Origin of the sequence: Pseudomonas anguilliseptica (genome assembly GCF_900105355.1) — a bacterium.
Classification (GTDB): domain Bacteria; phylum Pseudomonadota; class Gammaproteobacteria; order Pseudomonadales; family Pseudomonadaceae; genus Aquipseudomonas; species Aquipseudomonas anguilliseptica.
In genome coordinates, this window is record NZ_FNSC01000001.1 from 4,187,054 (window position 1) to 4,213,760 (window position 26,707).

The 26,707-nt window shown below is 59.8% G+C and carries 22 protein-coding genes and 4 pseudogenes; 18 read left to right on the top strand and 8 right to left on the bottom strand.

Going from position 1 to position 26,707, the window contains the following annotated elements:
• Window positions 1–143: 143 nt before the first annotated feature.
• The 14 genes from BLW24_RS20535 (at window position 144) to BLW24_RS20605 (ending at window position 15,952) form a co-directional block, all read left to right on the top strand.
• Window positions 144–2,369, top strand: coding sequence for an NADP-dependent isocitrate dehydrogenase (locus BLW24_RS20535; protein ID WP_090386467.1), 2,226 nt, complete (start codon window positions 144–146; stop codon window positions 2,367–2,369).
• Window positions 2,370–2,494: 125 nt separating this feature from the next.
• Window positions 2,495–2,923, top strand: a complete 429-nt coding sequence (locus tag BLW24_RS20540; RefSeq protein ID WP_090386470.1) for an NUDIX hydrolase — start codon at window positions 2,495–2,497, stop codon at window positions 2,921–2,923.
• 60 nt (window positions 2,924–2,983) lie between these two features.
• Window positions 2,984–4,102 carry a tRNA 2-thiouridine(34) synthase MnmA gene (mnmA, locus tag BLW24_RS20545; RefSeq protein ID WP_090386472.1) on the top strand — a complete coding sequence of 373 codons (1,119 nt, stop codon included), beginning with the start codon at window positions 2,984–2,986 and terminating at the stop codon, window positions 4,100–4,102.
• Entirely contained in the window at window positions 4,099–4,719 is a 621-nt protein-coding gene (gene hflD / locus BLW24_RS20550) for a high frequency lysogenization protein HflD (RefSeq protein ID WP_090253665.1), read from the top strand. Before mnmA ends, hflD begins: the two co-directional genes overlap by 4 nt.
• Window positions 4,720–4,724: 5 nt before the next feature.
• A complete protein-coding gene (locus tag BLW24_RS20555; protein ID WP_244161221.1) occupies window positions 4,725–5,585 on the top strand; it encodes a DMT family transporter in 861 nt (286 codons plus the stop codon).
• Window positions 5,586–5,671: 86 nt separating this feature from the next.
• A complete protein-coding gene (gene purB, locus BLW24_RS20560; RefSeq protein WP_090386476.1) occupies window positions 5,672–7,042 on the top strand; it encodes an adenylosuccinate lyase in 1,371 nt (456 codons plus the stop codon).
• Between the two features lie 78 nt (window positions 7,043–7,120).
• Window positions 7,121–8,287 carry a ribosomal protein uL16 3-hydroxylase gene (locus BLW24_RS20565; RefSeq protein WP_090386478.1) on the top strand — a complete coding sequence of 389 codons (1,167 nt, stop codon included), beginning with the start codon at window positions 7,121–7,123 and terminating at the stop codon, window positions 8,285–8,287.
• Window positions 8,280–8,705 (top strand): GNAT family N-acetyltransferase, encoded by a 426-nt coding sequence (locus BLW24_RS20570; protein ID WP_090386480.1) that lies wholly within the window; start codon window positions 8,280–8,282, stop codon window positions 8,703–8,705. The genes BLW24_RS20565 and BLW24_RS20570 overlap by 8 nt, the downstream gene beginning before the upstream one ends.
• A gap of 8 nt (window positions 8,706–8,713) precedes the next feature.
• Window positions 8,714–9,355: a DUF7931 domain-containing protein gene (locus tag BLW24_RS20575; protein WP_090386482.1), complete on the top strand. Its 642-nt coding sequence runs from the start codon at window positions 8,714–8,716 to the stop codon at window positions 9,353–9,355.
• On the top strand, window positions 9,352–10,161 hold the full coding sequence (locus tag BLW24_RS20580; RefSeq protein ID WP_090386484.1) for a secretin N-terminal domain-containing protein: 810 nt from the start codon (window positions 9,352–9,354) through the stop codon (window positions 10,159–10,161). Before BLW24_RS20575 ends, BLW24_RS20580 begins: the two co-directional genes overlap by 4 nt.
• Before the next feature lie 632 nt (window positions 10,162–10,793).
• Window positions 10,794–12,389 carry an isocitrate lyase gene (locus BLW24_RS20590; protein WP_090386488.1) on the top strand — a complete coding sequence of 532 codons (1,596 nt, stop codon included), beginning with the start codon at window positions 10,794–10,796 and terminating at the stop codon, window positions 12,387–12,389.
• A gap of 268 nt (window positions 12,390–12,657) precedes the next feature.
• Window positions 12,658–14,658 carry a PhoX family protein gene (locus BLW24_RS20595; RefSeq protein WP_090386490.1) on the top strand — a complete coding sequence of 667 codons (2,001 nt, stop codon included), beginning with the start codon at window positions 12,658–12,660 and terminating at the stop codon, window positions 14,656–14,658.
• 91 nt (window positions 14,659–14,749) lie between these two features.
• On the top strand, window positions 14,750–15,238 hold the full coding sequence (locus tag BLW24_RS20600; protein ID WP_090386492.1) for a DUF4442 domain-containing protein: 489 nt from the start codon (window positions 14,750–14,752) through the stop codon (window positions 15,236–15,238).
• A 75-nt stretch (window positions 15,239–15,313) separates the two neighbouring features.
• Window positions 15,314–15,952 (top strand): hypothetical protein, encoded by a 639-nt coding sequence (locus tag BLW24_RS20605; RefSeq protein WP_139272721.1) that lies wholly within the window; start codon window positions 15,314–15,316, stop codon window positions 15,950–15,952.
• Between the two features lie 36 nt (window positions 15,953–15,988).
• Here BLW24_RS20605 and BLW24_RS20610 read toward each other — a convergent pair whose 3' ends face one another.
• The 4 genes and pseudogenes from BLW24_RS20610 to BLW24_RS20620 all read right to left on the bottom strand — a co-directional run bounded on the left by BLW24_RS20610 (window position 15,989) and on the right by BLW24_RS20620 (window position 20,858).
• Window positions 15,989–17,383, bottom strand: a complete 1,395-nt coding sequence (locus BLW24_RS20610) for a pectin acetylesterase-family hydrolase (RefSeq protein ID WP_090386496.1) — start codon at window positions 17,381–17,383, stop codon at window positions 15,989–15,991.
• A 362-nt stretch (window positions 17,384–17,745) separates the two neighbouring features.
• Window positions 17,746–18,567 carry a methyl-accepting chemotaxis protein gene (locus tag BLW24_RS27255; RefSeq protein WP_420875043.1) on the bottom strand — a complete coding sequence of 274 codons (822 nt, stop codon included), beginning with the start codon at window positions 18,565–18,567 and terminating at the stop codon, window positions 17,746–17,748.
• Between the two features lie 84 nt (window positions 18,568–18,651).
• Window positions 18,652–19,419: pseudogene (locus BLW24_RS27260) on the bottom strand (cache domain-containing protein); the annotation flags it as partial.
• A 119-nt stretch (window positions 19,420–19,538) separates the two neighbouring features.
• A complete protein-coding gene (locus BLW24_RS20620; RefSeq protein ID WP_090386501.1) occupies window positions 19,539–20,858 on the bottom strand; it encodes a Na+/H+ antiporter family protein in 1,320 nt (439 codons plus the stop codon).
• A gap of 278 nt (window positions 20,859–21,136) precedes the next feature.
• Between BLW24_RS20620 and BLW24_RS27410 the strand changes: the two are divergent.
• The 4 genes and pseudogenes from BLW24_RS27410 to BLW24_RS20630 all read left to right on the top strand — a co-directional run.
• Window positions 21,137–21,993: pseudogene (locus BLW24_RS27410) on the top strand (cache domain-containing protein); the annotation flags it as partial.
• Window positions 21,994–22,307: 314 nt separating this feature from the next.
• Window positions 22,308–22,364 (top strand): annotated as a pseudogene (locus tag BLW24_RS27415) (hypothetical protein); the annotation flags it as partial.
• A 393-nt stretch (window positions 22,365–22,757) separates the two neighbouring features.
• Window positions 22,758–23,270, top strand: a pseudogene (locus tag BLW24_RS27275) (methyl-accepting chemotaxis protein); the annotation flags it as partial.
• 115 nt (window positions 23,271–23,385) lie between these two features.
• Window positions 23,386–23,982, top strand: a complete 597-nt coding sequence (locus BLW24_RS20630) for an NADPH-dependent FMN reductase (RefSeq protein ID WP_090386503.1) — start codon at window positions 23,386–23,388, stop codon at window positions 23,980–23,982.
• 27 nt (window positions 23,983–24,009) lie between these two features.
• Here BLW24_RS20630 and BLW24_RS20635 read toward each other — a convergent pair whose 3' ends face one another.
• Genes BLW24_RS20635 through BLW24_RS20650 form a run of 4 tightly spaced genes read right to left on the bottom strand, consistent with a single transcriptional unit; the run spans window position 24,010 to window position 26,617 of the window.
• Window positions 24,010–25,329, bottom strand: a complete 1,320-nt coding sequence (locus tag BLW24_RS20635; RefSeq protein WP_090386505.1) for a sensor histidine kinase — start codon at window positions 25,327–25,329, stop codon at window positions 24,010–24,012.
• The gene (locus BLW24_RS20640) at window positions 25,326–25,994 is read right to left on the bottom strand and encodes a response regulator transcription factor (protein WP_090386507.1); all 669 of its coding nucleotides are present in this window, start codon (window positions 25,992–25,994) and stop codon (window positions 25,326–25,328) included. The genes BLW24_RS20635 and BLW24_RS20640 overlap by 4 nt, the downstream gene beginning before the upstream one ends.
• The gene (locus BLW24_RS20645; RefSeq protein ID WP_090386508.1) at window positions 25,995–26,312 is read right to left on the bottom strand and encodes a PepSY domain-containing protein; all 318 of its coding nucleotides are present in this window, start codon (window positions 26,310–26,312) and stop codon (window positions 25,995–25,997) included.
• Entirely contained in the window at window positions 26,312–26,617 is a 306-nt protein-coding gene (locus tag BLW24_RS20650; RefSeq protein WP_090386510.1) for a PepSY domain-containing protein, read from the bottom strand. Before BLW24_RS20650 ends, BLW24_RS20645 begins: the two co-directional genes overlap by 1 nt.
• Window positions 26,618–26,707: the final 90 nt, after the last annotated feature.

The following is a 26,707-nucleotide window of genomic DNA, read 5'->3' on the forward strand; positions in this document are numbered from 1 at the left end:
CTCGAAACGCTCAACACTCTACTGGTGCATCCAACATCACCGCGGCAAGTCCTCGACTTCTGGCTCATCCATATGGGCCTCAGCGCTTACCTGCGCATGTCGAGTGGCTATGCACGCTCAGCAAAGAAGAGAGTTCACTCAGAATGTCCACCCCCTCGAAGATCATCTACACCTTCACCGACGAAGCCCCAGCCCTTGCGACCTATTCGCTTCTGCCTATTGTAGAAGCCTTCGCAGCCTCTGCTGAGATTGCCGTCGAAACACGCGACATCTCTCTTGCAGGGCGCATCCTTGCAAGCTTTGCCGACCAGTTGGATGCTGACAAGCAAATCGCCGACGACCTTGCCAAGCTGGCCGTACTGGCCACTTCGCCAGACGCCAACATCATCAAACTGCCAAACATCAGTGCCTCGGTGCCGCAGCTCAAAGGCGCAATCGCCGAGCTGCAAGCCCAAGGCTTAAACATCCCGAATTTCCCGGAAGACCCGCAAACTGACGCCGAAAAAGACGCCAGCGCCCGCTACAGCAAAGTGCTTGGCAGTGCGGTCAACCCAGTATTGCGTGAGGGCAACTCCGACCGCCGCGCGCCTGCCGCAGTCAAAGCCTTCGTACGTAAGCACCCACACTCCATGGGTAAGTGGAGCATGACTTCGCAGTCCCACGCCGATTACATGCGCGGCGGCGATTTCTTCTCCAGCGAGCAGTCGATCACCATGGCCAAAGCCGGTGACGTGCGTATTGAATTCGTCGGCAAGGATGGCAAGGTCGAAGTCAAGAAACAGCTCGCCCTACAGGAAGGCGAAGTCTTCGACAGCATGTTTATGAGCTGCCGCAAGCTGCGCGATTTCTTCGAGCGCACCCTGCAGGACTGCAAGGAAAACGGCGTGATGTGGTCCCTGCACGTCAAGGCGACCATGATGAAGGTCTCCCATCCGATCGTGTTCGGCCACGCTGTCAGTGTCTACTACAAGGATGTGTTCGACAAATACGGCAAGCTGTTCGAAGAACTGGGCGTCAACCCGAACAACGGCATCAGTAGCGTTTACGACAAGATCAAATCCCTGCCAGCGTCGCAGCAGGAAGAAATTCTCGATGACATCCACGCCTGCTACAGCCACCGCCCGGAAATGGCCATGGTTGACTCGGTCAAGGGCATCACCAACCTGCACATCCCAAGCGACGTAATCGTCGACGCCTCGATGCCAGCGATGATTCGCAGCTCCGGGCAAATGTGGGGCAAGGACGGCAAGCTCAAGGACACCAAAGCGGTGATGCCAGAAAGCACCTACGCCCGCATCTATCAGGAAATGATCAATTTCTGCAAAACCAACGGTGCGTTCAACCCCACCACCATGGGCAGCGTGCCGAACGTTGGCCTGATGGCACAGAAGGCCGAAGAGTATGGTTCCCACGACAAGACCTTCGAAATGAATGCCGATGGCACCATGCGCGTGGTGTTGGCCGATGGCACCGTGCTGATGCAGCATGAAGTCGAAGCCGGTGATATCTGGCGTGCTTGCCAGACCAAAGATGCGCCGATCCGCGACTGGGTCAAGCTGGCCGTAACCCGTGCTCGCCAGTCCAATACCCCGGCAATTTTCTGGCTCGATCCAGAGCGCGCCCACGACCGCGAACTGCAGAAGAAGGTTGAAGCCTACCTGCAGGAACACGATCTGACCGGTCTGGACATCCGTGTAATGGACTACAACCAGGCCATTCGCGTGAGCATGGAGCGCCTGATTCGTGGTCAGGACACCATTTCGGTGACCGGCAACGTACTGCGCGACTACCTGACCGACCTGTTCCCGATCATGGAGCTGGGCACCTCGGCCAAGATGCTCTCCATTGTCCCACTGATGGCCGGTGGCGGCATGTACGAAACCGGCGCCGGCGGCTCGGCACCCAAGCACGTGCAGCAGCTGATCGAAGAAAACCACCTGCGTTGGGATTCGCTCGGCGAGTTCCTGGCCCTGGCGGTTTCCCTGGAAGAAGCCGGGATCAAGACCAACAACCCGAAAGCCAAACTGCTGGGCAAAACCCTCGATGCGGCCACCGGTAGGTTGCTCGACAACAACAAGTCGCCATCGCGCAAAACCGGCGAGCTGGACAACCGTGGTAGCCACTTCTACCTGGCGCTCTACTGGGCTCAGGAATTGGCCGCACAGAACGATGATCTCGAGTTGCAAGCGCAGTTCGCGCCACTGGCCAAAACGCTGATCGAGAATGAAGCAACCATCGTTGCCGAACTCAGCGCCGTTCAGGGCAAGCCCGTGGACATCGGCGGCTACTACCGCTCCAACCCGCAACTGACCAGCCAGGTCATGCGCCCAAGCGCGACCTTCAATGCCGCACTCGCTGCGCTGAACTAAAACGTAGCGCCCTGCGCCCTCGGGCACAGCACCACCACAAGCCCCGGCCCCGCGCCGGGGTTTGTGCATTCAGAGCAAAGAGAATCAGGATAAGATCGCCTTTTCTCATAACAGGTAGCATTTTCATGCAGTGGCAGCCGCACATCACCGTGGCCACGGTCATCGAAGACCAGGGTCGTTTTCTGTTGGCCGAAGGCCGCGCCGTGTTCAACCAGCCTGCTGGCCACCTGGAAGCCAACGAAAGCCTGCTGCAGGCAGCACTGCGCGAAACCCTCGAAGAAACTGGCTGGGATATCGAGCTGACTGGCGTTACCGGCATTTACCTGTACACCGCCCCCAGTAACGGGATCACCTACCAGCGCGTGTGTTTTGCCGCCAAACCCTTGCAGCAGCGGCCCAATCACCCGTTGGATGACGGCATCATCGGCCCACGTTGCCTGAGCCGCGACGAGCTGGCAGCTCAACCCGAACGTTGGCGCAGCGAATTGGTATTGCGCTGCATTGATGACTACCTGAGCGGCCAGTGTTTTCCCCTGAGCCTGATCCGCGATTAACGGCCACACCTCCGCGCCTGCTAGAATCGCCCTCTTTTTAAGCCCGTGCCCAGTATCCACATGTCAGATCCAACTACTCAGCGCGTAATCGTCGGCATGTCCGGCGGCGTCGACTCCTCCGTTTCCGCCCTGCTCCTGCTTGAGCAGGGGTATCAGGTCGAAGGCCTGTTTATGAAGAACTGGGACGAGGACGACGGCACCGAATATTGCACCGCCATGGACGATCTGGCCGATGCCCAGGCCGTGTGCGACAAGATCGGCATCAAGCTGCACACCGCCAATTTTGCCGCCGAATACTGGGATAACGTGTTCGAGCACTTCCTCGCCGAATACAAGGCCGGACGCACGCCGAACCCGGACATCCTGTGCAACCGCGAGATCAAGTTCAAAGCCTTCCTCGACTACGCGCTGATGCTCGGTGCTGACCTGATCGCCACCGGCCACTATGTACGCCGCCGAGATATCGACGGACGCACCGAGCTGCTCAAGGGCCTCGATCCGAACAAGGATCAGAGCTACTTCCTGCATGCGGTCGGTGGCGAGCAGATCGCCAAGACCCTGTTCCCCGTAGGCGAGTTGGAAAAACCAGCGGTACGCGCGATTGCTGAGAAATACCAACTGGCCACGGCAAAGAAGAAGGACTCGACCGGTATCTGCTTTATCGGCGAACGGCGTTTCAGCGATTTCCTCAAGCAGTACCTGCCAGCTCAGCCCGGCAATATCGAAACCACTGAAGGCGAAATCATCGGCCGCCATCACGGCCTGATGTATCACACCATTGGTCAGCGCCAGGGGTTGGGCATCGGCGGCTTGAAAGACGCCAGTGACGAGCCTTGGTACGTCCTGCACAAGGACCTGAGCCGCAATGTGCTGGTGGTTGGTCAGGGCAATGAACACCCCTGGCTGTTCAGTCGCGCCCTGCTCGCCTCGGAGATTTACTGGGTCAACCCGATTGACCTGAGCGCGCCGCGCGAGTTGACCGCCAAGGTACGTTACCGCCAGAGCGATCAAACCTGCACGCTGGAGAAAACCGCCAGCGGCTATCGCGCTGTATTCAACGAGCCGCAGCGCGCCGTGACCCCGGGCCAGTCCGTGGTGTTCTACGACGGTGACATCTGCCTGGGCGGCGGTGTGATTGAAACCGCCGAGCCCTGGACCGCGCGGGAGCAGCAGACGTGAATCCAATTCGAGAACAACTGATCGCCCTCGGCGCGGTATTCGAATCGGCAGTGCTGGTCGACAAGCTGGCGCGTACCGGCCAGATCGGCGAGCCGGCCGTGGCCTGCATGATCAACAGTCTGCTGGTGCGCGATCCGAAGGACACGCTGGACGTTTACGGTGGTGACGACCTCAATCTGCGTGACGGCTACCGTGCGCTGGTCAGCGCCCTGGAGCGCGACCCAGCCAGCCTGCAGCGTGATCCGCTGCGTTATGCACTGGCCCTGCTCGCACTGGAGCGTCAGTTGGATAAGCGCGGCGACATGCTGCAAGTCATGGGCAGCCGCCTTGATCAGGTGCAACAGCAAGTTGAGCACTTCGGCCCCACCCATGAAAACGTAATATCCAACTGCGCCAGCCTGTATCAGGACACCATCAGCACCTTCCGCCAGCGCATTCAGGTGCAAGGCGATATGCGCCATCTGCAACAAACCAACAACGCTGCGAAGATCCGTGCATTGCTGCTCGCCGGCATTCGCTCGGCGCGCCTGTGGCGCCAGCTAGGCGGCCATCGCTGGCAGATGGTGTTTAGCCGCAGCAAGCTGCTCAAGGAACTCTACCCGCTGCTGCGGTCCTGAAGCCCATGACCACGCGCGCGGTCAAGCCGCTGCAGGGCGCTGCCTTGCTGGCGCTTTCCGCCCTGCTGTTTTCCCTGATGGGCGTGGGCATCCGCGAAGTATCGGTCAGCGTCAACAATGAATCGGTGGTGTTCTTTCGCAACCTGGTCGGCGTGCTGTTCTTTATGCCTCTGGTTTTGCTCAAGGGGGTTGGCCCACTCAAGACCACCCGCTTGAAGTCTCATCTGTGGCGCACCACCTATGGCCTGGCGGCGATGTACTGCTTCTTCTACGCCATTGCCCACCTGCCGCTGGGCGACGCCATGCTCTTCACCTATTCGGCGCCGGTATTCACCCCGCTGCTGGCCTGGTGGCTACTCAAGGAGCCGCTGACCAGGCGCATGCTGCTCACTACCGCCATCGGCCTGGTCGGTGTGCTGCTGGTGGCCAAACCCTCGACTGCACTGTTCGACAGTCAGGCCCTGATCGGCCTCGCAGCCAGCGTGCTGGCTGCATTCGCCTTTGTCTCGATCCGCGAGATGAGCGACACCGAGCCGGCTTTTCGCATCGTGTTCTATTTCTCCCTGTTCAGCGCCCTGATCTCGGCCATCCCATTGACCTGGGCCTGGCAACCGATGACTCAGTACGAACTGGGCTTGCTGCTGGTGATCGGCCTGCTGGCCACCGCCAGCCAGATCATCATGTCCAAAGCCTATAGCCTGGCACCACCCGGGCTGATCGGCCCCTTCGCCTACCTGGCGATTGTGTTTGCCGGGCTGATCGCCTGGCTGCGCTGGGGTGAAACCCCTGACCTGACCTCGCTGATCGGTGCGGCACTGATTTTCAGCGCCAGCCTGCTGTCTATAGTTCGAAGCAAGCACGGCTGAACGGTCGCAGCCAATCGCGATCCAGCTGCCGATTTCATGTATGATATGCGCCCTTTTCAATGCCCGATTGTCCGAGAACGCCTCCCATGCAGCTTTCCTCGCTCACCGCGGTTTCCCCCGTTGATGGCCGCTATGCCGGCAAAACCAGCGCACTGCGCCCAATTTTCAGCGAATACGGTCTGATCCGTTTCCGCGTACTGGTTGAAGTGCGCTGGCTACAGCGCCTAGCCGCCCATGAAGGTGTTGCCGAAGTCGCGCCCTTCTCCGCCGAAGCCAACGCGGTGCTCAATGAACTGGCGGACAACTTCGCCGTTGAGCACGCCGAGCGCGTCAAGGAAATCGAGCGCACCACCAACCACGACGTCAAAGCCGTGGAGTACCTGCTCAAGGAACAAGCCGCCAAGCTGCCTGAGCTGGACAAAGTCAGCGAATTTATCCACTTCGCCTGCACCAGCGAGGACATCAATAACCTGTCCCACGCCCTGATGCTGCGTGAAGGCCGCGACGGCGTGCTGCTGCCACTGATGCGCCAGACAGCCGAAGCCATCCGCGAGTTGGCGATCAGATTCGCCGACGTGCCGATGCTCTCGCGCACCCACGGTCAACCGGCGTCGCCGACCACCCTGGGCAAGGAACTGGCCAACGTGGTCTACCGCCTGGAGCGCCAGATCGCCCAGGTTGCTGCCGTGCCGCTGCTGGGCAAGATCAATGGCGCCGTGGGCAACTACAACGCCCACCTGTCGGCCTACCCGCAGATAGACTGGGAAGCCAACGCCAAGCAATTCATCGAAGGTGACCTGGGTCTGCAGTTCAACCCCTACACCACGCAGATCGAGCCGCACGACTACATTGCCGAGCTGTTCGACGCGATTGCCCGCTTCAACACCATCCTGATCGACTTCGATCGCGATATCTGGGGCTATATCTCCCTGGGTTATTTCAAGCAGCGCACCATCGCTGGCGAAATCGGCTCCTCGACCATGCCGCACAAGGTCAACCCGATCGACTTCGAGAACTCCGAAGGCAACCTGGGTATAGCCAACGCACTGTTCCAGCACCTGGCCAGCAAACTGCCAATTTCACGCTGGCAGCGCGACCTGACCGACTCCACCGTGCTGCGCAACCTCGGTGTCGGCTTCGCTCACAGCGTTATCGCTTACGAAGCCAGCCTTAAAGGAATCAGCAAGTTGGAGCTCAATGCTCAACGGATTGCTGAAGATCTGGACGCCTGCTGGGAAGTGCTCGCAGAGCCGATCCAGACCGTGATGCGCCGCTACGCCATCGAAAACCCCTACGAGAAGCTCAAGGAGCTGACTCGCGGCAAGGGCATCAGCCCCGAAGCGCTACTGAGCTTTATCGATGGCCTGGACATGCCAGCAGAAGCCAAAGCCGAGCTGAAACTCCTGACCCCAGCCAGTTACATCGGCAACGCGGTCGCCCAGGCCAAGCGCATCTAAGCGGCAACAGCCTCCCAGACGCCCGGCTGCGCCGGGCGTTTTTATTTATGGGTATTTACTGACTTCAAGGGCTTAGCGATGAATCCTGATACTCCGCTGCAACTGTTGGGTGGCCTGACAGCTCGTGAGTTCATGCGTGATTACTGGCAGAAGAAACCCTTGCTGGTACGCCAGGCCATCCCGGACTTCGAGAGTCCGATTTCGCCCGACGAGCTGGCTGGTCTGGCGCTGGAAGAAGAAATCGAATCGCGCCTGGTCATCGAACATGGCGCACATCCCTGGGAACTGCGCCGCGGCCCGTTCGCTGAAGACGCCTTTACCGATCTACCCGAGCGCGACTGGACCCTGCTGGTGCAGGCGGTCGACCAGTTTGTTCCGGAAGTGGCCGAGCTGCTGGAAGAGTTCAAGTTTCTGCCCAAGTGGCGCATCGATGACGTAATGGTCAGCTTCGCCGTACCGGGTGGCGGCGTGGGCCCGCACTACGACAACTACGATGTGTTCCTCCTGCAGGGTTACGGCAAACGCCGCTGGCAAGTTGGCCAGCAGTGCAATACCGATAGCCCGACGCTGCAACACGCGGATCTGAAGATCCTCGCCGAATTCGTTAAAACTGAAGAATGGGTTCTGGAACCCGGCGACATGCTCTATCTGCCGCCGCTTCTGGCCCACTGTGGTACCGCTGAGGATGACTGTATGACGTATTCCGTAGGCTTCCGGGCGCCAAGCGCCGCTGAAGTCCTGACCCATTTCACCGACTTTCTCGGCCAGTTCCTGCCTGACGAAGAGCGCTACAGCGACGCCGACGCGCAGCCGACCAGCGACCCGACGCAGATTCAGCGCGACGCCCTGGATCGCCTCAAGGCTCTGCTCGCCGAACACATGAGCGATGAGCGTCTGCTGATGACCTGGTTCGGCCAATTCATGACCGAACCCAAATATCCGGAGCTGATTGCCGGCATCGAGATCGACGAAGAAGGCTTCCTCGCCGGCCTGGAAAATGGCGCGATCCTGATCCGCAACCCCAGCGCGCGCATGGCCTGGTCGGAAGTTGGCGAAGACCTGGTGCTGTTCGCCAGTGGCCAGAGCCGCCTGCTTTCGGCCAGCCTGCGTGAGCTGCTGAAACTGGTCTGCTCCGCCGATGCCCTGCATATCGAAAACCTCGGCGCATGGCTTGCCGATGACGAAGGGCGTAACCTGCTGGTTGAACTGGTCAAACAAGGCAGCCTGGAGTTTGCTGATGAGTGAAGTACACGTTCGTCTGGCCGACTGGCAGAAGGACAATGCTGATCTGCGGCGCATTCGCGAAACCGTGTTTATCGCGGAACAAGCGGTGCCACCGGAGCTCGAATGGGATGCCGAAGACGCCGATGCCGTGCATTTTCTCGCCCTGGAAGGCGACTACCCGATCGGCACAGCTCGGCTGCTGCCCGACGGCCATATTGGCCGGGTCTCGGTACTCAAGGACTGGCGCGGCCTGAACGTGGGTGTCGCGCTGATTCAGGCGGTGATCGCGGAAGCGGAAAAACGCGGCCTGACGCAACAAATGCTCAGCGCTCAGGTGCATGCCACGGCCTTCTATGAAAAGCTCGGGTTTGCCATCGTCAGCGGGGAATACCTCGACGCCGGCATCCCCCACGTAGACATGGTGCGTCATAGCGCCTAGAGGCCAAGATGAACGACGGAAACGCCCCGAGTAATGCAACCGAGCCGCTGGAGCCTACAGAGCTTCCCGCCATCGAGTTTCAATCGCCGGGGCGTTTTGCTGTGCACAATCCGGGCAACCCCGGCCCAGATAGCCCGCAGGTGGAGCCGGCGCCGTTTACCCTCGGCGCACATGCAACACTGGAACGTTTCAGCCAGCCCGAACAGGCCCGTGCTCATGCCCTCGCGCTGTTGCAACAAGCGCAACGCAGCCTGTGCATCTACAGTCACGACCTGGAGCCCTGGCTCTACCACCACAGCAGCGTGCAAGATGCCTGTACGCGTTTTCTGCTGGCCAGCCCACGTAACCAACTGCGCATTCTGCTGCGCGACCCCAGCCGTGCGGTTAAAGAAGGCCACCGCCTGCTCAGCCTTTCGCGCCGGCTGTCCTCCAACCTGCAGATCCGCAAGCTACACCCGGACTACCCTAGTGAGGAGCTGGCGTTTCTTCTGGCCGATGACCGCGGCTTGCTGTTCCTGCCGGAAATTGGCCAGGCCAGCGGCTATGCCCTTTACCAGGACCCAGGCCGCAATCGCCAGCGTCGCGCACAGTTTGATCAAGCCTGGGACACCAGCATCACCGACGCTGATTTACGGAGTTTTCTGCTATGAAGGTTCGTGCCCTGCTCGCCGCCTCGCTGTTGAGTTGTAGCCTGTCGCTCAGCGCCGCTACCGAAGTGATTCCGCTGAATTTCCGCACGGCTGATGAGGTGCTCAGCGTGGTGCAATCGGTACTCGGCCACAAGGGCAAGGTCAACGCCTATGGCAATCAGCTGATCGTCAATGCCGAACCGGCGAAGATTGCCGAGGTGCGCGCCCTGCTGCAGCAACTCGATACCGAACCGCGCCGCCTGCTGATCAGCGTCGACACCAATGAGTCGGGATTTCAGTCGGATCGCGGCTACCGCGCCGATGGCACGATCAGCGCGGGCGATGCAGAAGTGCAAATCGGCCAGGGCGAAATCAATGGTCGCGACCAGGTACGCATCATCCGCCGCAGCACCGATAGCCGCAGCGGCGGCACCCAGCAGGTACAGGCCACCGAGGGCTACCCGGCGCTGATTCAGGTCGGCCAGAGCGTGCCGCTGACTACGCGCGGGCGTGATGCCTATGGCCAGCCCTACAGCAATACCCAGTATCGCAATGTCACCCGCGGCTTCTACGTCACCGCCAGCCTTAGCGGTGAACGGGTGCATATCAATATCAGCAGCAACCGTGACCGCCTCAGCCAGTCGCAGCCCGGCGCTATCGATGTACAAAGCACCGATACACGGGTCAGTGGACGCTTAGGCGAGTGGATCAGCATCGGCGGTGTCAGCGAGCAGAGCCAGGGCGAGCAAGGCGACTTCTTGCAGCACCGCTCGACCCAGGGCCGTGAAGACATGAGCATGCGCGTCAAAGTTGAGGTAGTGAACTAGCCACTGCCGCCCATCCGTCACACTGGGCCGCCAAGGCCCAGCGTCGATAACCACTCGTCGGCTGGCCTTTACCACCGCCGCCAAGCAAATACCTCGCAACCATTGGCCAGTCCCGCAACCCGCCGGGTAGAGCCGCAAAAGCTGACTTACCGGTCGCTTTCGGATTTATGTAGTAGCCATACGAAAAGCACTACAAAATAATTGACGAACACTTTTGGCAGAGGCATGATGGCCCCGCTCCCGCTAATCAGAGGTGCTGAAAGGCCCTCCGAATCGCGCTCCAACTTACCGTCAGAGCCGATTTGCGTTGTAAAGCCCACAAGGCCGTTCGATGAGATTGCGACTGGAACGAAGTTGTCCTGAGGGACGGGGAAGCGTTTAGCAACAGCACGCATCGAGCGCAGCACGTTGAGTCGTCCAACGGTATCTTTGATCCGCTGAACGCCAAATGACCCAGTCATTTGCAGCCACTGAAGCCCGCGAACTGTTTAGCTCGTCACCCTCCTCCCGGATCAATTCCGTCTCAAGTCGATGTCTCGGCGTTCTGCAGTTCGCTACAACAACCTCCAGCAACACAGGTGTTCAGTGGGGAAGTCGGTGCTCAACCAAACACATACTTTGAAGGATTGACCATGTCAGCTTATCAAAACGACATCAAAGCCGTTGCCGCCCTTAAAGCCGCCGCAGGCAGCAGCTGGAGCGCTATCGACCCTGAGTCCGTGGCCCGCATGCGCGCCCAGAACCGCTTCAAGACCGGTCTGGAAATCGCTCAGTACACTGCCGACATCATGCGCAAAGACATGGCCGAGTACGATGCTGACTCCTCCGTCTACACCCAGTCCCTGGGCTGCTGGCATGGTTTCATCGGTCAGCAGAAGCTGATTTCGATCAAGAAGCACCTGAAGACCACCAACAAGCGCTACCTCTACCTGTCGGGTTGGATGGTTGCTGCTCTGCGTTCGGATTTCGGTCCGCTGCCGGATCAGTCCATGCACGAGAAAACCTCGGTTTCCGGTCTGATCGAAGAGCTGTACACCTTCCTGCGCCAGGCTGATGCCCGTGAGCTGGACCTGCTGTTCACCGCTCTGGACGCCGCTCGCGCTGCCGATGACAACGCCAAGGCTGCTGAAATCCAGGCGCAGATCGACAACTACGAAACTCACGTAGTACCAATCATCGCCGACATCGACGCTGGCTTCGGTAACCCGGAAGCCACTTACCTGCTGGCTAAGAAGATGATCGAAGCGGGTGCTTGCTGCATCCAGATCGAGAACCAGGTTTCCGACGAGAAGCAGTGCGGCCACCAGGACGGTAAAGTGACCGTTCCTCACGCCGACTTCCTGGCCAAGATCAACGCTGTTCGCTACGCATTCCTCGAGCTGGGTATCGACAACGGCGTGATCGTTGCGCGTACCGACTCCCTGGGTGCTGGCCTGACCAAGCAGATCGCTGTTACCAACCAGCCAGGCGACCTGGGCGACCAGTACAACTCCTTCCTCGATTGCGAAGAAGTTTCCGCTGCCGACCTGAACAACGGCGACGTCGTTCTGAACCGTGGTGGCAAGCTGCTGCGTCCTAAGCGCCTGCCTTCCAACCTGTTCCAGTTCCGTGCCGGCACCGGCGAAGCACGCTGCGTACTGGACAGCATCACTTCGCTGCAGAACGGCGCGGACATGCTGTGGATCGAAACCGAGAAGCCACACGTCGGCCAGATCGCAGAAATGGTTAACGAAATCCGTAAAACCATCCCGAACGCCAAGCTTGTTTACAACAACAGCCCATCGTTCAACTGGACCCTGAACTTCCGTCAGCAGGTATTCGATGCCTTCACCGCTGAAGGTAAGGACGTTTCCGCCTACGACCGCGCCAAGCTGATGAGCGTTGAGTACGACGAAACCGAACTGGCCCAGGTTGCTGACGAGAAGATCCGCACCTTCCAGCGTGACGGTTCTGCTCAGGCTGGTATCTTCCACCACCTGATCACTCTGCCGACTTACCACACCGCCGCGCTGTCCACCGACAACCTGGCCAAAGGTTACTTCGCAGACCAAGGCATGCTGGCCTACGTGAAAGGCGTTCAGCGTCAGGAAATCCGTCAAGGTATCGCCTGCGTTAAGCACCAGAACATGTCCGGTTCCGACATCGGCGACGCTCACAAAGAGTACTTCGCTGGTGAAGCGGCCCTGAAAGCCGGCGGCAAAGACAACACCATGAACCAGTTCAGCTAAGAACCGGCTCACTCAACCGAGGCCACGATCAACGTTGAGGGTGTTGAGAAAATCCCAGCAGAAATGCTGGGATTTTTTTATGCCCGGCCATCCATGAGGGCCCCCTTCTTCTGACCGTCGCTGTGCGACGTTAAAAATGGCTCTCGGCCATTTTTTGCCTGAAATCCCCTCTTTTCTGGTTTTGTGCGTTTTCGCACAGCCGCTGTCATGTTTACGTCAATTTTCTTGGATAGCGTCAGGCACCCGTCGATTAATCCAAGGAGCCTGCATGAGCCAAAATAATGAAAACTCAGTGCTGTTCGGCAATGGCGATGAATTGCCCAGCAATGCGTCCGATAACCCGCATATCAATCAGCTGATCGACGGTGTAGGCCGTCGGCAGGTGTTGGCCGCCGGTGCAGCGCTCGGCACCCTGGCCTTTCTCGGCAGTGTTATGCCTGGCGCCGCGGTTGCGGCAGAACCAACCGCCAAAGGCCTGGACAAGCTGCACTTTAGACCGCGCAGCAAGCTGCCCTTCACGGCTATCGCGACCAACCGCTTAGACAGCATCAGCGTACCGGCCGGTTACCGCGCCACCACCTTTATCCCCTGGGGTACGCCGATTACCGGTAATTATCCGGCTTATCTGAGTGACGGTAGCAACAGCGCCCAGGATCAGGCCGAGCAACTGGGCATGCACCATGACGGCATGCATTTCTTCCCGATCGACGCCCAGCGCGGCAGCAAGAAAAGCGACCACGGTCTGCTGGTGCTCAACCACGAATATATCGACGCGCCGCTGCTGCACGCGAATGGCCCGACGCTGGTAGCCGGCAAACGCAGCAACGCCGAAGAAGTGCGTAAGGAAATCAATGCCCACGGCGTTTCAGTGGTGGAAGTACGCCGTGGCCTGAATGGCGAATGGACGGTGTTGCCGAGCGCCAGAAACCGCCGAATCACCGGCGCCACGCCTATGCAGATCAGCGGTCCGGCGCGTGGCCATGTGCTGCTGAAAACCCGCTACAGCCCCAAAGGCACGGCCACCCGCGGCACCCTGAATAATTGCTCTAACGGTTTTACCCCGTGGGGCACCTACCTGACCTGCGAAGAGAATTGGGCTGGCTACTTTGCTAGCCGCGATACCGACTTGCCACGCGAACTGAGCCGCTACGGCCTGCGCGGCAGCAGCCGCTACGGCTGGGATCACCTCAAGGGCGATGAGTTCGAGCGTTTCGATGCCACGCGTATGACCACCACGGCCAGCGCGGACTATCGCAACGAACCCAACCACTTTGGCTGGATCGTCGAAATTGACCCATTTGCGCCGGAGTCTGTGCCCATCAAGCGCACGGCGCTCGGTCGCTTCGCCCACGAAGGCCTGGTGTTCGCCCCGGTGAAATCAGGCCGCCCGGTGGTGTGTTACTCCGGCGACGATTCACAGAACGAGTACATCTACAAATACGTCAGCCGTGACAAATACCGTCCAGGCCGCAGCAATGGCCGTTTGCTCGACGAAGGCACGCTGTATGTCGCGCGCTTCGCTGCCAGCGGCAAAGGCGAATGGCTGGCGCTGGATATCCACGACAAGAAATTCCAGAAAGCCTGCAAGGCCGCCGGGGTGAGTTTTGCCGACCAGGGTGAGGTATTGATCAATACCCGTCTGGCGGCTGACGTGGTTGGCGCCACCAAGATGGATCGCCCGGAATGGGGCGCGGTCAACCCGGACAATGGCGAGGTGTACTTCACCCTGACCAACAACAGTGCCCGGACCAGCACCGATGCTGCCAATCCGCGCCCAGCCAACGCGTTCGGCCATATCATCCGTTGGCGTGAGCTGAGCAAGGATTACGCCGGACGCCAGTTTGCCTGGAGCCTGTTTATGCTGGCAGGCCCCGAGACCGACAGTATCGGTCCGAACGGTAAACCGCTGACAGCGGACAACCGCCTGGCCAGCCCCGACGGACTGTGGTTCGACGAAGAAGGCCGGCTTTGGATTCAGACCGACATGAGTGGCAGCCAATTGAGCAGCGGGCCGTTCGGCAATAACCAGATGCTGGTGGCCGAGCCGCGTACCGGTGAACTCAAGCGGTTCCTGGTCGGGCCTGTGGGCGCCGAGGTGACCGGCATTACTGCAACCCCGGACTTCCGCACCCTGTTCGTCAATATCCAGCACCCGGGCGAAGGCTCAACGGCGACCAACCTGCTCAGCACCTGGCCTGATGGCCCAGGTCAGCGTCCGCGCTCGGCTACCGTGATCATCACCCGCGAAGACGGCCGTCGGTTGCTCTAATCGACGGGTAATATTGTGACCGGTCAGCCCTGGCCGGTCACATTTCGCTGTGACAGACTCATGCCCTTCCCTTTGTGCAAAGAGCATCAGCATGTCCAGCAATCGCTTGAGTCGTATCGTCGGCAAAATCCAGCAACTGCCCAGCGCCCTGCAAAGCCCGGCGCTGTCGCTGCTGTTTGGCTCTCAGGTGAAGTTCGCCGGCACCGCCAAGGTGCGCGTGCATACGCTGACCCAACAGCAGGCGGTGATGAGCATCGCCAACAAGCGCAAGGTGCAGAACCACATCAAGGGCGTACACGCCGCAGCCATGGCGCTGCTGGCTGAGTCCGCCACGGGCTTTCTGGTCGGCATGAATGTACCCGATGACAAACTGCCGCTGATCAAGAGCCTCAAGGTCGACTACCTCAAGCGTGCCACCGGCAGCCTGCGCGGCGTGGCCAGCCTGACACCCGAGCAGATTCAAGCCATCCACACTCAGGAGAAAGGCGAAGTACTGGTTACCGTGACCGTGACCGATGAAGCCGGCATCCAGCCGGTCCAGTGTGAAATGCTCTGGGCCTGGGTCAGCAAGAAGCGCTGAATGCCTCGCCTAGGTTTTTCAACCCCCTGCTAAGCTGAAAACGCCGCATGGTGCGGCGTCACTCAGGAGATAGCAGTGCAGGGAAAACCTCTTCTAGTCGGTGGTGGGGTGGTGCTGATTGCCGTGCTCGGCACGCTGCATTGGCGCCTACAGAGCGAGCCGCAGGTCATTGCGCAGGCCAGTCAGGCCGACAACGCCACAAGCCTGCTCTCGGATGTTAGCCCGGCGACACCGATGCCTACTGAAGCGCAGTTGCAGGAGCTGCTGCAAAACCCAGCTGTGAAAAACCAGGAGCAACGCCTGGCGTTCCATCAGGCCTACCGCAGCTTTGTCAGCGGCGCTTCCGAGCTGTCCCCCGCAAAACGTGAAAGCCAGGCAGAGGCCTTGCGTGAGCAGATCGAGACTTACGAGCAGCGCAACGAGCTGGCCATGAGTGAGTCGCTGTTACTGCAGCTGGGGCTGATTCAGCTCACCACTGGCGATGAACAAGCGCAGAAAGATCAGGCCGCTGCCTTGGTCGCCCGCTACAAGGCGATTAGCGCCGAGCGCGAAGCCAAGGCCGCGACACCCAGCGCCGAGTTTCGCCGTTACAAGACCGATGAGAAGCGCATCGTCGAGGAAGTCCTGAGCATGGACAGCTTCCCCGATGGTTTGAGCCGTGATGAATACCTGCGCCAACGCCTGCAGCAGGCGCGTGAACAGCATTATCAATAGCCCGACCTGAGCCGCCTGCTCAGGTCGGGCAGCGCGTCACAACAGCTGGTCGAGCGCGTAGTACAGCAGGTTGAAGGGTTTGTTGCGGTCGGCGGTATCGCTCTGCTCAGAGGCATCCAGTACCGGGCCGCTGCCATTCATCACGTTATTGACGAAGTCATCCAGCTGCAGGTTCTGCTCCTGAATATCCGCGTTGGCAAACTCGATGATGCTGGTGCAGTGGCTTTCATTGACCGCGCGGTACTGCGGGAAGTAACCGCCGACATTCGGCAGGTTGGCCAGCTCGTTACGCAGCCTGCCGGTGTCCACATCCCACTTGGCGTGGATCAGCGCCTCCTTGGCGGCCTGGTTCGGTGCGTTGATGATTTCCGGGTAAAAACGCTCATAGGAATAGGACGAGTAATTCAAATCCTTCCAAAAGTGCGTATGGCCCATGCGATCAGCCGCCAGGTTGCTCGACAACGCCGGATAGATGCTGCCCAGGTTGTTCAGGTTAAGCCCCGGCAAACGCGACTGCAGGTACGGCAAGGGCCCGGCATCCAGCCCCCAGGCATTGCGGATAAAACCCTGCAATGGCAAGGACGGATAGGCCTCGTTACCCCCGCCACTGATGGCCGAGAACACCGGTCCGGAGTCGTTGATCAGGAAGCTGCGCGTCGGTGCGATGTCCTGCCGGGTTGGTGCGTAGTTGGTCAGACTGCCGGCACCGCCAGCGCTGCAACCGGTGGTCAGCATCTGCGTCGGGCGCGGCAGGTTGTCTTTCAGCCAGCCCACCACCGCCCGCATATTGCGCAGGCCGTTGTGGTGCCAGATCAGCGGCGCCTGCTGGCTTTGTGGATCTTCATAGACCGCGACCTTGTCGCCGGAGTAGATGTCGCCGGTGCAATACGGCACATAGACCATATTCCAGTTCTGGGTTTTCACTCGCGTCCAGGGATGCAGGCGCACCACGAAGGGGCTGACCAGACTGGCACCTGGGTTAAGCAAGCTCATGTAGTCATTGGGAATGCCGTCGGGGTTACGTGCGCCGCGAATGCCGCTCTGTCGGGTGCAACTGGCGTAGTCCCAGCAGGCCCCGCCGCCCTCCAGGTAGATGATGGTGTTGCGGGTATTGGGCACGCGGTTGACGAAGAATTTGTACGGCGAGCCGTTGCCACACACGGCGCCGGTTTGCGGGGCCATTTGCACGGTTTGCCAGGCGTAGTAGTTGGCCGGTTTGAAGCCACTGTTGAAACCGCTCGGGTTGGCCAGCAGCGGGTACGGCCCAAGACGTTGCGCCGGGGTGACCTTGTTATCTGCCGCCGGCGCCACCACCAGGTTGCTCAGGGTTTGCCAGAAGTTGTAATCGCCCTGCTCGGCCTGCACAGGCATAGCCAGGGCCGAAACCATCAGTGGCGCAGCACAGCGCCGAAGTGTTATCGCTACAGACATGGTGAGTCCCTCATCTTGTTGTTATCGATGGGTCCACATACCCGAGCCGTTGTACAAATCCCCTCCAGCTGTCACCCGAAATCAGCCCAGAACCCACTGGAGAGTGCTCATACACCGCGCCGAAGCAGCAGTAACTGCGCGAACCCAAACGTGTCGCCGCTGCTCAAGGTTCAAGCGAGCCTGGCGATTCATGCACGCTAGTCCAAGAAACTCCCGCCAACCACAGAGCTACATATTTATTGGATATAGCGCGGTGGGTTTTAAGCTGTTGCGGTTATCTGCGGCCTGCTCTGACAGAACACTGCTCGTGACAATAAAAAAGGGAAGCCTGGCTTCCCTTTTTGATGTGCCTGCACCTGGTGCTAGATGCGGAACTGACGCACCAGTGCGCCCAGGCGTTCGCCCAGCCCGGCCAGGTTGCGCGCGGTCTGCGCGCCCTGCTGGGTTTCGTCGGCCACGCTGTCCACCGCCACGGCAATCTTGTGCACGCTGCGGTTGATCTCTTCGGCCACGGCGGTTTGCTCTTCGGCAGCACTGGCAATCTGCGCGTTCATCGCGTTGATGGTGCCAATCAATTGCGCGATGGCATCCAGCGATGTGCCGGCGCGGTTGGCCTGCTCGCTGCTGACATCACCGGCATCACTGGAGCGGCGCATCGCGGTCACCGCATCCTGGGTGCCCTTTTGCAGACGGTCGATCATGCCCTGAATTTCCTGGGTGCTCTGCTGCGTACGGCTGGCCAGCGCGCGCACCTCGTCGGCCACCACGGCAAAGCCGCGCCCCGCTTCACCCGCACGTGCCGCTTCGATGGCGGCGTTGAGGGCCAGCAGGTTGGTCTGCTCGGCGATGGAGCGAATCACATCGAGCACGCTGACAATCGACGATACGTCTTTTTGTAGAGTGTCGAGCGATACGCCGCTGTCGCGGATGTCCTGTACCGGGGTGTGAATGCGCTCGATACTGCCATCGACCACCTTTTTCGCTGCCTGGCCTTCGGTGTCGGTCTTCTGCGCCGCTTCTGCTGCGCCCTGAGCGCTTTGCGCAACTTCATGGGCGGCAGCGGACATTTCATTGATTGCGGTCGCCACCTGATCGGTCTCATGGCGCTGACGCTCCATGGCCGCTTCCGAGCGCTGCGCCTGGGCCGATACCTGGCCGACCAGTTCAGTCAGCTGGCCTGTCATATCGACGATCTGCCGTACTAGGCCGTGGATCTTCTCGACAAAGCGGTTGAACGAGCCAGCCAGCTGGCCAAGCTCATCGTCGCCATTGATCGGCAGGCGACGCGTCAGGTCGCCTTCACCGGCGGCGATGTCATCTAGGTTGTCCTTAATCTGCTGCAGCGGGCGCAGGAAGGTGTTGCTTAGCACCACCCCGACAATGCCGAATATCACCAGCAGCACGGCAGCAATCACCATGATGCTGGTGCTGATTCGCTCGTCGATTTCAACTTGTACCTGGGCAATCTGCGCCTCGACGCCGTCGAGGTTGATCGCCGTGCCCAGGGCCATATCCCATTTCGGCAGGTAATAGCTGTAAGCCATTTTCGGCACCAGCACCGAATCATCCGTCGGCAGTGGCGAGCTGTAATTGACGTAGTAGCTGTTGTTCTTGGCGACACTCACCAGTTCGCGGTTGATGTACACGCCATTCGGGTCACGACGATCGGCCAGGCTTTTGCCGACATCTACCGGGCTGTCGCCGCGGAACAGGCGCACTACATTGGAGTCGTGGCCGAAGAAGTAGCCGTCCTTGCCGAACTTGATCTTCGACAGGATCGCCACGGCCTGCTCACGGCTGGCCATATCACCCTGCGCGGCGCCGTCATACAGGGTCTGTACCGAACCCAGAGCGATCTGCACGTAGTGCTGCAGTTCGTTGCGGCTTTCCTGCAGCAGGCGCTCGCGGGTTTCTTCAATTTCCTGGGCGGCCAGGTTTTGTAACACCTTGGCGGCGGCACCACTGAGTACCAGGGCAAACAGCACCACCGGTATCAGTGCCAACAGCACGACTTTTGATTTCAAGGTAAGGCGCATCGGGCAGATCCTTGCATGGCAGTACAGCGGAATAAAAACGGGGCTACCGGTTTATCGGTAGCCCCGCTGAAAGGTTGAGTCGTCTGGCGCTATCGCGCGGCAAACGAGCAATGCCCCGGTCAGATCACCATAGCTGCTGCCCAACCGAATACCAGCAACGGCAGGTTGTAGTGCAGGAAGGTCGGCACTACGCTGTCCCAGATATGGTTGTGTTGGCCATCGACGTTGAGCCCGGCAGTTGGCCCGAGGGTCGAGTCGGAGGCAGGCGAGCCGGCATCACCCAGCGCGCCGGCAGTGCCGACAATGCACAGAATGGCCAGCGGGCTGAAGCCCAATTGCAGACCCAGCGGTACGAAAATCGCGGCAATGATGGGCACGGTGGAGAACGATGAACCGATGCCCATAGTCACCAGCAGGCCAACCAGCAGCATCAACAGCGCACCCAGCGCCTTGTCGTGACCAATTAGCTCGGCGGAGCTGTCGACCAGGCTTTTCACTTCGCCAGTGGCTTTCATTACTTCGGCAAAACCGGCGGCGGCGATCATGATAAAGCCGATCATCGCCATCATTTTCATGCCCTCGGTAAACAGGCCATCGGCCTCTTTCCAGCGCACCACGCCAGACACCGAGAAGATGATAAAGCCGGCCAGCGCACCGATAATCATCGAGTCCAGCCACAGCTGCACAACAAACGCAGTAACAATCGCCACGCCCGCCACCAGCAGACTCAGCGGGTTGTAGGCGACATCCACGCGCTCGACCTGTTCGATCTTGCTCAGGTCATAGACACGCTTCTTGCGGTAGCTGAACAGCACCGCTACCAGCAAGCCAAACAGCATGCCCAGCGCCGGAATCGCCATGGCCTTGCTCACGTCCAGGCTGCTGGTATCGACGCCGCCGCTGGCGACATTGGCCAGCAGAATGTCATTAAGGAAAATCCCGCCAAAACCCACCGGTAAAAACATGTAGGGGGTAATCAAGCCAAAGGTCAGCACGCAGGCGATCAGGCGGCGGTCAAGCTGCAGCTTGCTCAATACATACAGCAGTGGCGGCACCAGCAGCGGGATAAACGCGATATGAATCGGCAGAATGTTCTGCGAGGAAATCGCCACCGCCAACAGCAGCGTAATCAGCAGCCACTTGAGCAGACCGGCGCCTTTGGCGTCCTGTTTGCCGACCATGGCCAAGGCCTTGTCCGCCAGGGCGTGGGCCAGACCGGATTTGGCAATCGCCACGGCAAAGGCACCCAACAAGGCATAGGACAGGGCCACTGTCGCCCCGCCGCCCAGTCCTTTATTAAAGGCCGCCAGCGAACCCTCAATACCCAGGCCGCCAAGCAGACCGCCGGCCAATGCGCCGACGATCAGAGCTACCACCACGTGCACACGGCACAAGCTGAGAATCAGCATGATCCCCACTGCCGCAACGACTGCGTTCATCGATTTACTCCCGCAATTTAAATAGGTCCGCGAAGGTTTCGACCTTCTCTGGAGACTGCGCCGGCTCGGCGAAGGGCGCGTACTCTGCACAATGCTGACTGACCTGTCAAAACACCAGTAAATTATTCTGTACAAGGCGTTGCTAATTTCGACTACCCTGCCATTTCAAAGCTGCCGCTGGCCTGCAACTTGCTCTGCTTTACTTGACGTGAAACTTAAAGAAAAGCGCCTAAGCGCCGATAGGCGCTCTAAGCCTCTGCCATAAAAAGGTCCTGAAAATGCTGTTCAGCCGACTTTCCATCCAGTTGAAGATCACCCTACTGGCCGGCCTGTGCTTGCTGGCCATTGTTGCGGTGCTGGTTTCCGCTTCGGTCATCCAGGCCTCGCGCAGCGCCAACCTGGTCAAGCAGGCCAGCTCGGCCATGCTGCAGGAGTCCGCGCAGTTACGCATGTCGGCGCGCGGCGAGTCCCAAGCACTGCAGATGCAGCGCTACTTTATGGACGCCTACCAGTACGGTCGCGGCGCCGCCACCCAGGTGCTGTTTATCCGCGAACAGGCGGAAAAACGCTTTCTGGATGCCTTCGACCTGCGCGAAGACCTGACCCGTCAGGTACGCAGCGCCCTGGAGGCCAACCGCAGCCTGTTGGGTATCTATGTGGCGTTCGAGCCCAACGCACTGGACGGCAAGGATGATCTGTTCGCCGATCAGGAAAACCTCGGCAGCAACGACAAGGGCCGCTTCTCGATCTACTGGGCACAAGGCGATCAGCGCTGAGGCGATGAAAGAAGCAGACCTTAATGACGCCACGCCAGGTATCAGCGGCGCGCCCTATAACGCCTGGTACAGCTGCCCGTTGCAGCAGAAGAAGGTGTGCCTGCTCGACCCCTATATCGACGAAGCTGACGGAGTAAAAACCCTGATGACCAGCATCGCCTTCCCGCTGGAACAAGGCGGCAAGGTGATCGGTGTGCTCGGTGTGGATATCAGCCTGGCCAGCCTGCAGGAACTCAGCACCAGCGCACACCAGGGCCTGTTCGACGGCGCTGGGCATGTCAGTATCATCAGCCCTGCGGGCCTGCTTGCCGGCCACAGCCGCGACAGCAGCCTGCTGGGCGGCAAACTGGGAAAAGCCTTCGCAGACCAACACCGCGAAATGACCAGTCTGGTGGCCAGCAACCGCCCGGAAGTTTTGCACCACGATGGTTCGCTACAAGTGTTGCAACCGCTGCTGCCGATTCCTGAATCCCAGCCATGGGGCGTGTTGATGGAGGTGCCTGAGAAAGTTCTGCTGGAACCGGCCACTCGCCTGGAAACGCAAATGGATGAAATGGGCACGCGCAGTACGGCGGTGTCCCTGGGGCTTGGTCTGGCTGCCGGGGTGGTGGGTATTCTGCTGATCTGGCTGACGGCACTGGGCGTGACCCGGCCGATTCTCGGCGTCGCGGCAATGCTGAAAAATATCGCCAGCGGTGAAGGCGACCTGACTCGCCGCCTGGAATACGCCAAGCAAGATGAACTGGGCGAACTGGCCAGCTGGTTCAACCGTTTCCTCGACAAGCTGCAACCGATCATCGCTGATGTTAAGCGCAGCGTGCAGGACGCCCGCAGCACGGCCGATCAGTCCGCCTTGATCGCCAGCCAGACCAGCGACGGCATGCAGCAGCAATACCGTGAAGTGGATCAGGTGGCCACCGCGTTCCAGGAAATGAGCGCTACGGCGCAGGATGTGGCGCATAACGCCGCCCAGGCCGCCGAAGCGGCACGCACCGCCGACCATGCCAGCCGCGAAGGTATGAGCGTGATCGGCAAAACCACCTCGACCATCGAACTGCTGGCCAATGAGATGAACGTGGCCATGCAGGAAGTCGAAGGCCTGGCCAATAGCAGCGAGAAGATCGGCTCGGTACTCGAAGTGATCCGCTCGATCGCCGAACAGACCAACCTGCTCGCCCTCAACGCGGCGATCGAAGCGGCGCGGGCCGGTGAAGCCGGGCGTGGTTTTGCCGTGGTGGCCGATGAAGTGCGTAACCTGGCCAAGCGTACCCAGGATTCGGTGGAGGAAATTCGCCAGGTGATCGAAGGCCTGCAAAGCGGTACCAAGGAAGTGGTCAGCACCATGCACAGCAGCCAGCGCCAGGCCCAGGGCAGCGTCGAACAGGTGGAACAGGCCGTCGCCGTGCTGCAGCGTATCAGCCAGGCGGTCAGTGTGATTACCGACATGAACCTGCAGATTGCCAGCGCAGCCGAAGAGCAAAGCTCGGTGGCCGAGGAAATCAACCGCAACGTGGCTTCGATCCGGGATGTCACCGAATCTATTTCCGCCCAGGCCGACGAGTCGGCAAAAATCAGCCAAGGTCTGAACAAATTGGCCAACCATCAGCAGAGTCTGATGGACCAGTTCCGCGTCTGACCGTTAGGCGTGGCACCATCGGACCGCCACTCTGGCGGCTGTTTCCTTGTGACGCAGGCTAGCAATCGTTAGCCTGCGTTTTTCATTTCTGACTTCTCAAATAACGAGGTGCACGATGCTCAATATCGCTCTGGTGGCCGGCTCCAGCCGCAGTAACAGCCAATCAGGCAAGGTCGCCCGTTTTTTGCGCCAGCGTCTGATTCAGCTGGGCCACACCGATGAAGCACAGAGCAATGTGATTGACCTGGGCCTCGCCCCGCTGCCGCTCTGGCCCGCTGACGATACCGGCCCATGGGGGCTTTACAGCAAGCAACTGGCAGCTGCCGATGCCGTGGTGATCATTTCCCCTGAATGGAATGGCATGGCCTGCCCGGCCATCAAGAACTTCTTTATCTACGCCAGTAAGGCTGAGCTGGCGCACAAGCCCGGGCTGCTGGTGGGCGTCTCGTCGGGAGTGGGCGGGGCTTATCCGATCAGCGAGTTGCGCGCGTCCAGCTACAAGAACTGCCGCCTCTGCTACCTGCCTGAGCATCTGATCGTGCGCAGCGTCGAGAAGGTGCTGAACACGCCAGAGCCAAGCAGCGAAGACGACCAGCGCCTGCATGCACGCATCGATTACGAGCTGGATATTCTGGTCAAGTACGCGCAAGCCTTGGGCCCGGTACGCGCCAGTATCGATATGAGCACCCCGGCATTTGCCAACGGCATGTAAGCCTTGGTTTGAGCGTACCTGATGAACTCAGGTGCGCTTCACTGGCAAGCTGACCGTTACGCGCAAGCCACCCAGCGGGCTTTCAGCCAGCTGCAATCTCCCGGCCCAGGCATCAACAATATCGCGCACGATGCCCAAACCTAGCCCATGACCGGCCACCTGTTCATCCAGACGGCTGCCACGGCTGAGCACTTCGTCGCGCTGTGCAGCATCGATACCCGGCCCGTCGTCATCAATCGCCAGTTGATAGTCCTCTCCTACCCTGCTGATTTGCAGCTGTACCTGGCTGTCGGCCCATTTACAGGCGTTGTCCAGCAGGTTGCCGAGCAGTTCCAGTAGGTCTTCACGATCCCAGGGCAACCGCAGCCCAGGCTCGGCCTGCCAGTCCAGTTCCAGGTGGTTGCCATGGATCATCGCCAGGGTCGAAAACAGCTCGGGCAGTTCATTGGCGCAGTCGAAATGCGCCCCCGGCAAGGCTTCCCCAGCTAAGCGTGCACGCCCCAGCTCGCGGGCAATACGCTGCTCGATCTGTTGCAGCTGGCCATTGAGGCTCTCGCGCAGTTGCGGTAACTGCTTGAGCTCTTCACGGGTGGCCAGGCTGACCAACACCGCCAACGGCGTTTTTAGCGCATGGCCGAGGTTGCCCAGGGCGTTACGCGAGCGTTTGAGGATGTCTTCGGTGTGCGTCAGCAAGTGGTTGATTTGAGCCACCAGCGGCTCCAGTTCCAGCGGCACCTGTTGGTCCAGCTGGCTACGCTGGCCCTGCTGCAGCTGTATCAGCTGCCGTCGGGTCTGTTCCAAGGGGCGCAACGCGCGGCTGACGATCAAGCGCTGCAACAACAGAATCAGCACCAGGGCGGTAATCCCCAGGCCCAGAACTATCTTCTGTACCTGGCTGAAACTGTTGAGTATCGGTGTGTAATCGCGCGCCACATGAATCACGATGGGCTGGCCATAGCGCTGGTAGTCAGCGCGGTATACCAACCACTGCTGGCCTTGTGGCCCGTCACCCAGCGCGTCCTGTAAACCGGCTTCTGCAACCGGACGCAGATTGCGATCCCAGAGTGAGCGCGAACGCCAGGTCTGCTCGCCAAGGTCGATACGGAAATACAGGCCGGAATAAGGCCGCTTGAACGCAGCACTGAGGCGCCGCTCATCCAGTTGCAGGCCATTGGGGCCACGTACAATCGCGCCGAGCAGGGTCTGGGTTTCATCCTGCAGATTGGTCTGTAGATAACCGCGCAGGCTGCGATCGAACAGCCAGAGGCTGCTTTGCGCCAACAGCAGGCCAATAACCAGCAATACGCTGATCAGCCCCAGACTCAAACGCCGTTGAATCGACCTCAAGCAACATCCCCGCTAAAGCGATACCCCTGACCACGGCGGGTTTCGATGACCTCGCGTCCCAGCTTGCGCCGCAGGTGGTTGACGTGCACCTCGATAACGTTCGAATCGCGCTCGCTTTCACCGTCATACAAGTGCTCAGCCAGGTGGCTCTTGGACAGTAATTGCCCGGCATGCAGCATGAAATAGCGCAGCAGACGGAACTCGGCGGCGGTCAGCTGTACCTCTTCTCCATTGCGTTGCACCGATTGCCTACTTTCATCCAGCTGTAAGCCCGCCGCTTCCAGTTGCGGCTGGTTGGCCAGGCCACGGGCGCGCCGCAACAGGGACTGGATGCGCAGCTCCAACTCTTCCGGGTGAAAGGGTTTGCTCAGGTAATCATCTGCCCCCGCCTTGAGCCCTTCGATACGCTCGGCCCAGGATCCTCGCGCAGTAAGGATCAACACTGGTGTGATAAGGCCGCCAGTTCGCCATTCCTGCAACACCTCAAGCCCCGGTTTGCCAGGCAAACCGAGGTCAAGAACGATCAGATCATAGGGTTCGGTCGCGCCCTGATAGGCGGCATCACGGCCATCGGCTAACCAATCAACCGCATACCCCTGACGCGCCAAACCGGCGAGCAGTTCATCAGCCAGGGGAACATGGTCTTCAACCAGCAGTAGGCGCATTCAGTCTTCCACCTCGTCCTTGAGTACTTCGCCGGTGCTGGCGCGCAACTCCAGTTCGCGCACGATGCCCTGTTCGGTCACCAGTTCGACTTCGTAAACCAGTACACCGTCCTCTTCCTCCAGCTCAACTTCCAGCAAAACCGCACCGGGATGACGCTGCAAGGCCATCTGCAACAACTGTTCGAGAGGCATGATCAACCCCTCGCGGCGCAGGCGTAACGCCTCATCCTGATCCAGGTCACGCGCGCTGCTGCTAAACGTCAGCGTCAGCAGCAGGCAGGCCAGGAGTGCGCGTGCAAGCCAAGCAGTGCTGTTCATCAATCGTCTCGTTGGTTCTTCAGAACTTGTGCGTTAGTGGCATCCAGCTCGATGTCCCACTGCACGCCCTGGGCGTCGCGAACTTCAACCTGGTAGATATAGCGGCCGTACTCTTCTTCCAGCTCGGTGTCTTCGGTCTTACTGCCTGGGTGCAGCGCCAGAGCTGCAGCGTTGAGTTTTTCGAAGGACTGGATGGTGCCGGCGTCACGCAGTTTCAGCGCTTCGTCCGGACCCAGGTCACGGGCTTGGGCCAAACCGGCAGTCATGGCCAGGCCAGCAGCAAATACGGCAGTCAGTGTGTTCATCTTCAGGTTCCTTAATGGAGTTGGCTTTCGACGGAATCCAAGTTACTGCACACGACTTAACTCAAGCTGAATTTGCTTAAGGCGTCGCGC

Excerpts from the sequence above, each read along its gene's own strand:
- BLW24_RS20535 (WP_090386467.1), top strand. The coding sequence starts at position 144 with ATGTCCACCCCCTCGAAGATCATCTACACCTTCACCGACGAAGCCCCA.
- BLW24_RS20540 (WP_090386470.1), top strand. The coding sequence starts at position 2,495 with ATGCAGTGGCAGCCGCACATCACCGTGGCCACGGTCATCGAAGACCAG.
- mnmA (WP_090386472.1), top strand. The coding sequence starts at position 2,984 with ATGTCAGATCCAACTACTCAGCGCGTAATCGTCGGCATGTCCGGCGGC.
- BLW24_RS20555 (WP_244161221.1), top strand. The coding sequence starts at position 4,725 with ATGACCACGCGCGCGGTCAAGCCGCTGCAGGGCGCTGCCTTGCTGGCG.
- purB (WP_090386476.1), top strand. The coding sequence starts at position 5,672 with ATGCAGCTTTCCTCGCTCACCGCGGTTTCCCCCGTTGATGGCCGCTAT.
- BLW24_RS20565 (WP_090386478.1), top strand. The coding sequence starts at position 7,121 with ATGAATCCTGATACTCCGCTGCAACTGTTGGGTGGCCTGACAGCTCGT.
- BLW24_RS20570 (WP_090386480.1), top strand. The coding sequence starts at position 8,280 with ATGAGTGAAGTACACGTTCGTCTGGCCGACTGGCAGAAGGACAATGCT.
- BLW24_RS20575 (WP_090386482.1), top strand. The coding sequence starts at position 8,714 with ATGAACGACGGAAACGCCCCGAGTAATGCAACCGAGCCGCTGGAGCCT.
- BLW24_RS20580 (WP_090386484.1), top strand. The coding sequence starts at position 9,352 with ATGAAGGTTCGTGCCCTGCTCGCCGCCTCGCTGTTGAGTTGTAGCCTG.
- BLW24_RS20590 (WP_090386488.1), top strand. The coding sequence starts at position 10,794 with ATGTCAGCTTATCAAAACGACATCAAAGCCGTTGCCGCCCTTAAAGCC.
- BLW24_RS20595 (WP_090386490.1), top strand. The coding sequence starts at position 12,658 with ATGAGCCAAAATAATGAAAACTCAGTGCTGTTCGGCAATGGCGATGAA.
- BLW24_RS20600 (WP_090386492.1), top strand. The coding sequence starts at position 14,750 with ATGTCCAGCAATCGCTTGAGTCGTATCGTCGGCAAAATCCAGCAACTG.
- BLW24_RS20610 (WP_090386496.1), bottom strand. The coding sequence starts at position 17,383 with ATGTCTGTAGCGATAACACTTCGGCGCTGTGCTGCGCCACTGATGGTT.
- BLW24_RS27255 (WP_420875043.1), bottom strand. The coding sequence starts at position 18,567 with ATGACAGGCCAGCTGACTGAACTGGTCGGCCAGGTATCGGCCCAGGCG.
- BLW24_RS20620 (WP_090386501.1), bottom strand. The coding sequence starts at position 20,858 with ATGAACGCAGTCGTTGCGGCAGTGGGGATCATGCTGATTCTCAGCTTG.
- BLW24_RS20630 (WP_090386503.1), top strand. The coding sequence starts at position 23,386 with ATGCTCAATATCGCTCTGGTGGCCGGCTCCAGCCGCAGTAACAGCCAA.
- BLW24_RS20640 (WP_090386507.1), bottom strand. The coding sequence starts at position 25,994 with ATGCGCCTACTGCTGGTTGAAGACCATGTTCCCCTGGCTGATGAACTG.
- BLW24_RS20645 (WP_090386508.1), bottom strand. The coding sequence starts at position 26,312 with ATGAACAGCACTGCTTGGCTTGCACGCGCACTCCTGGCCTGCCTGCTG.
- BLW24_RS20650 (WP_090386510.1), bottom strand. The coding sequence starts at position 26,617 with ATGAACACACTGACTGCCGTATTTGCTGCTGGCCTGGCCATGACTGCC.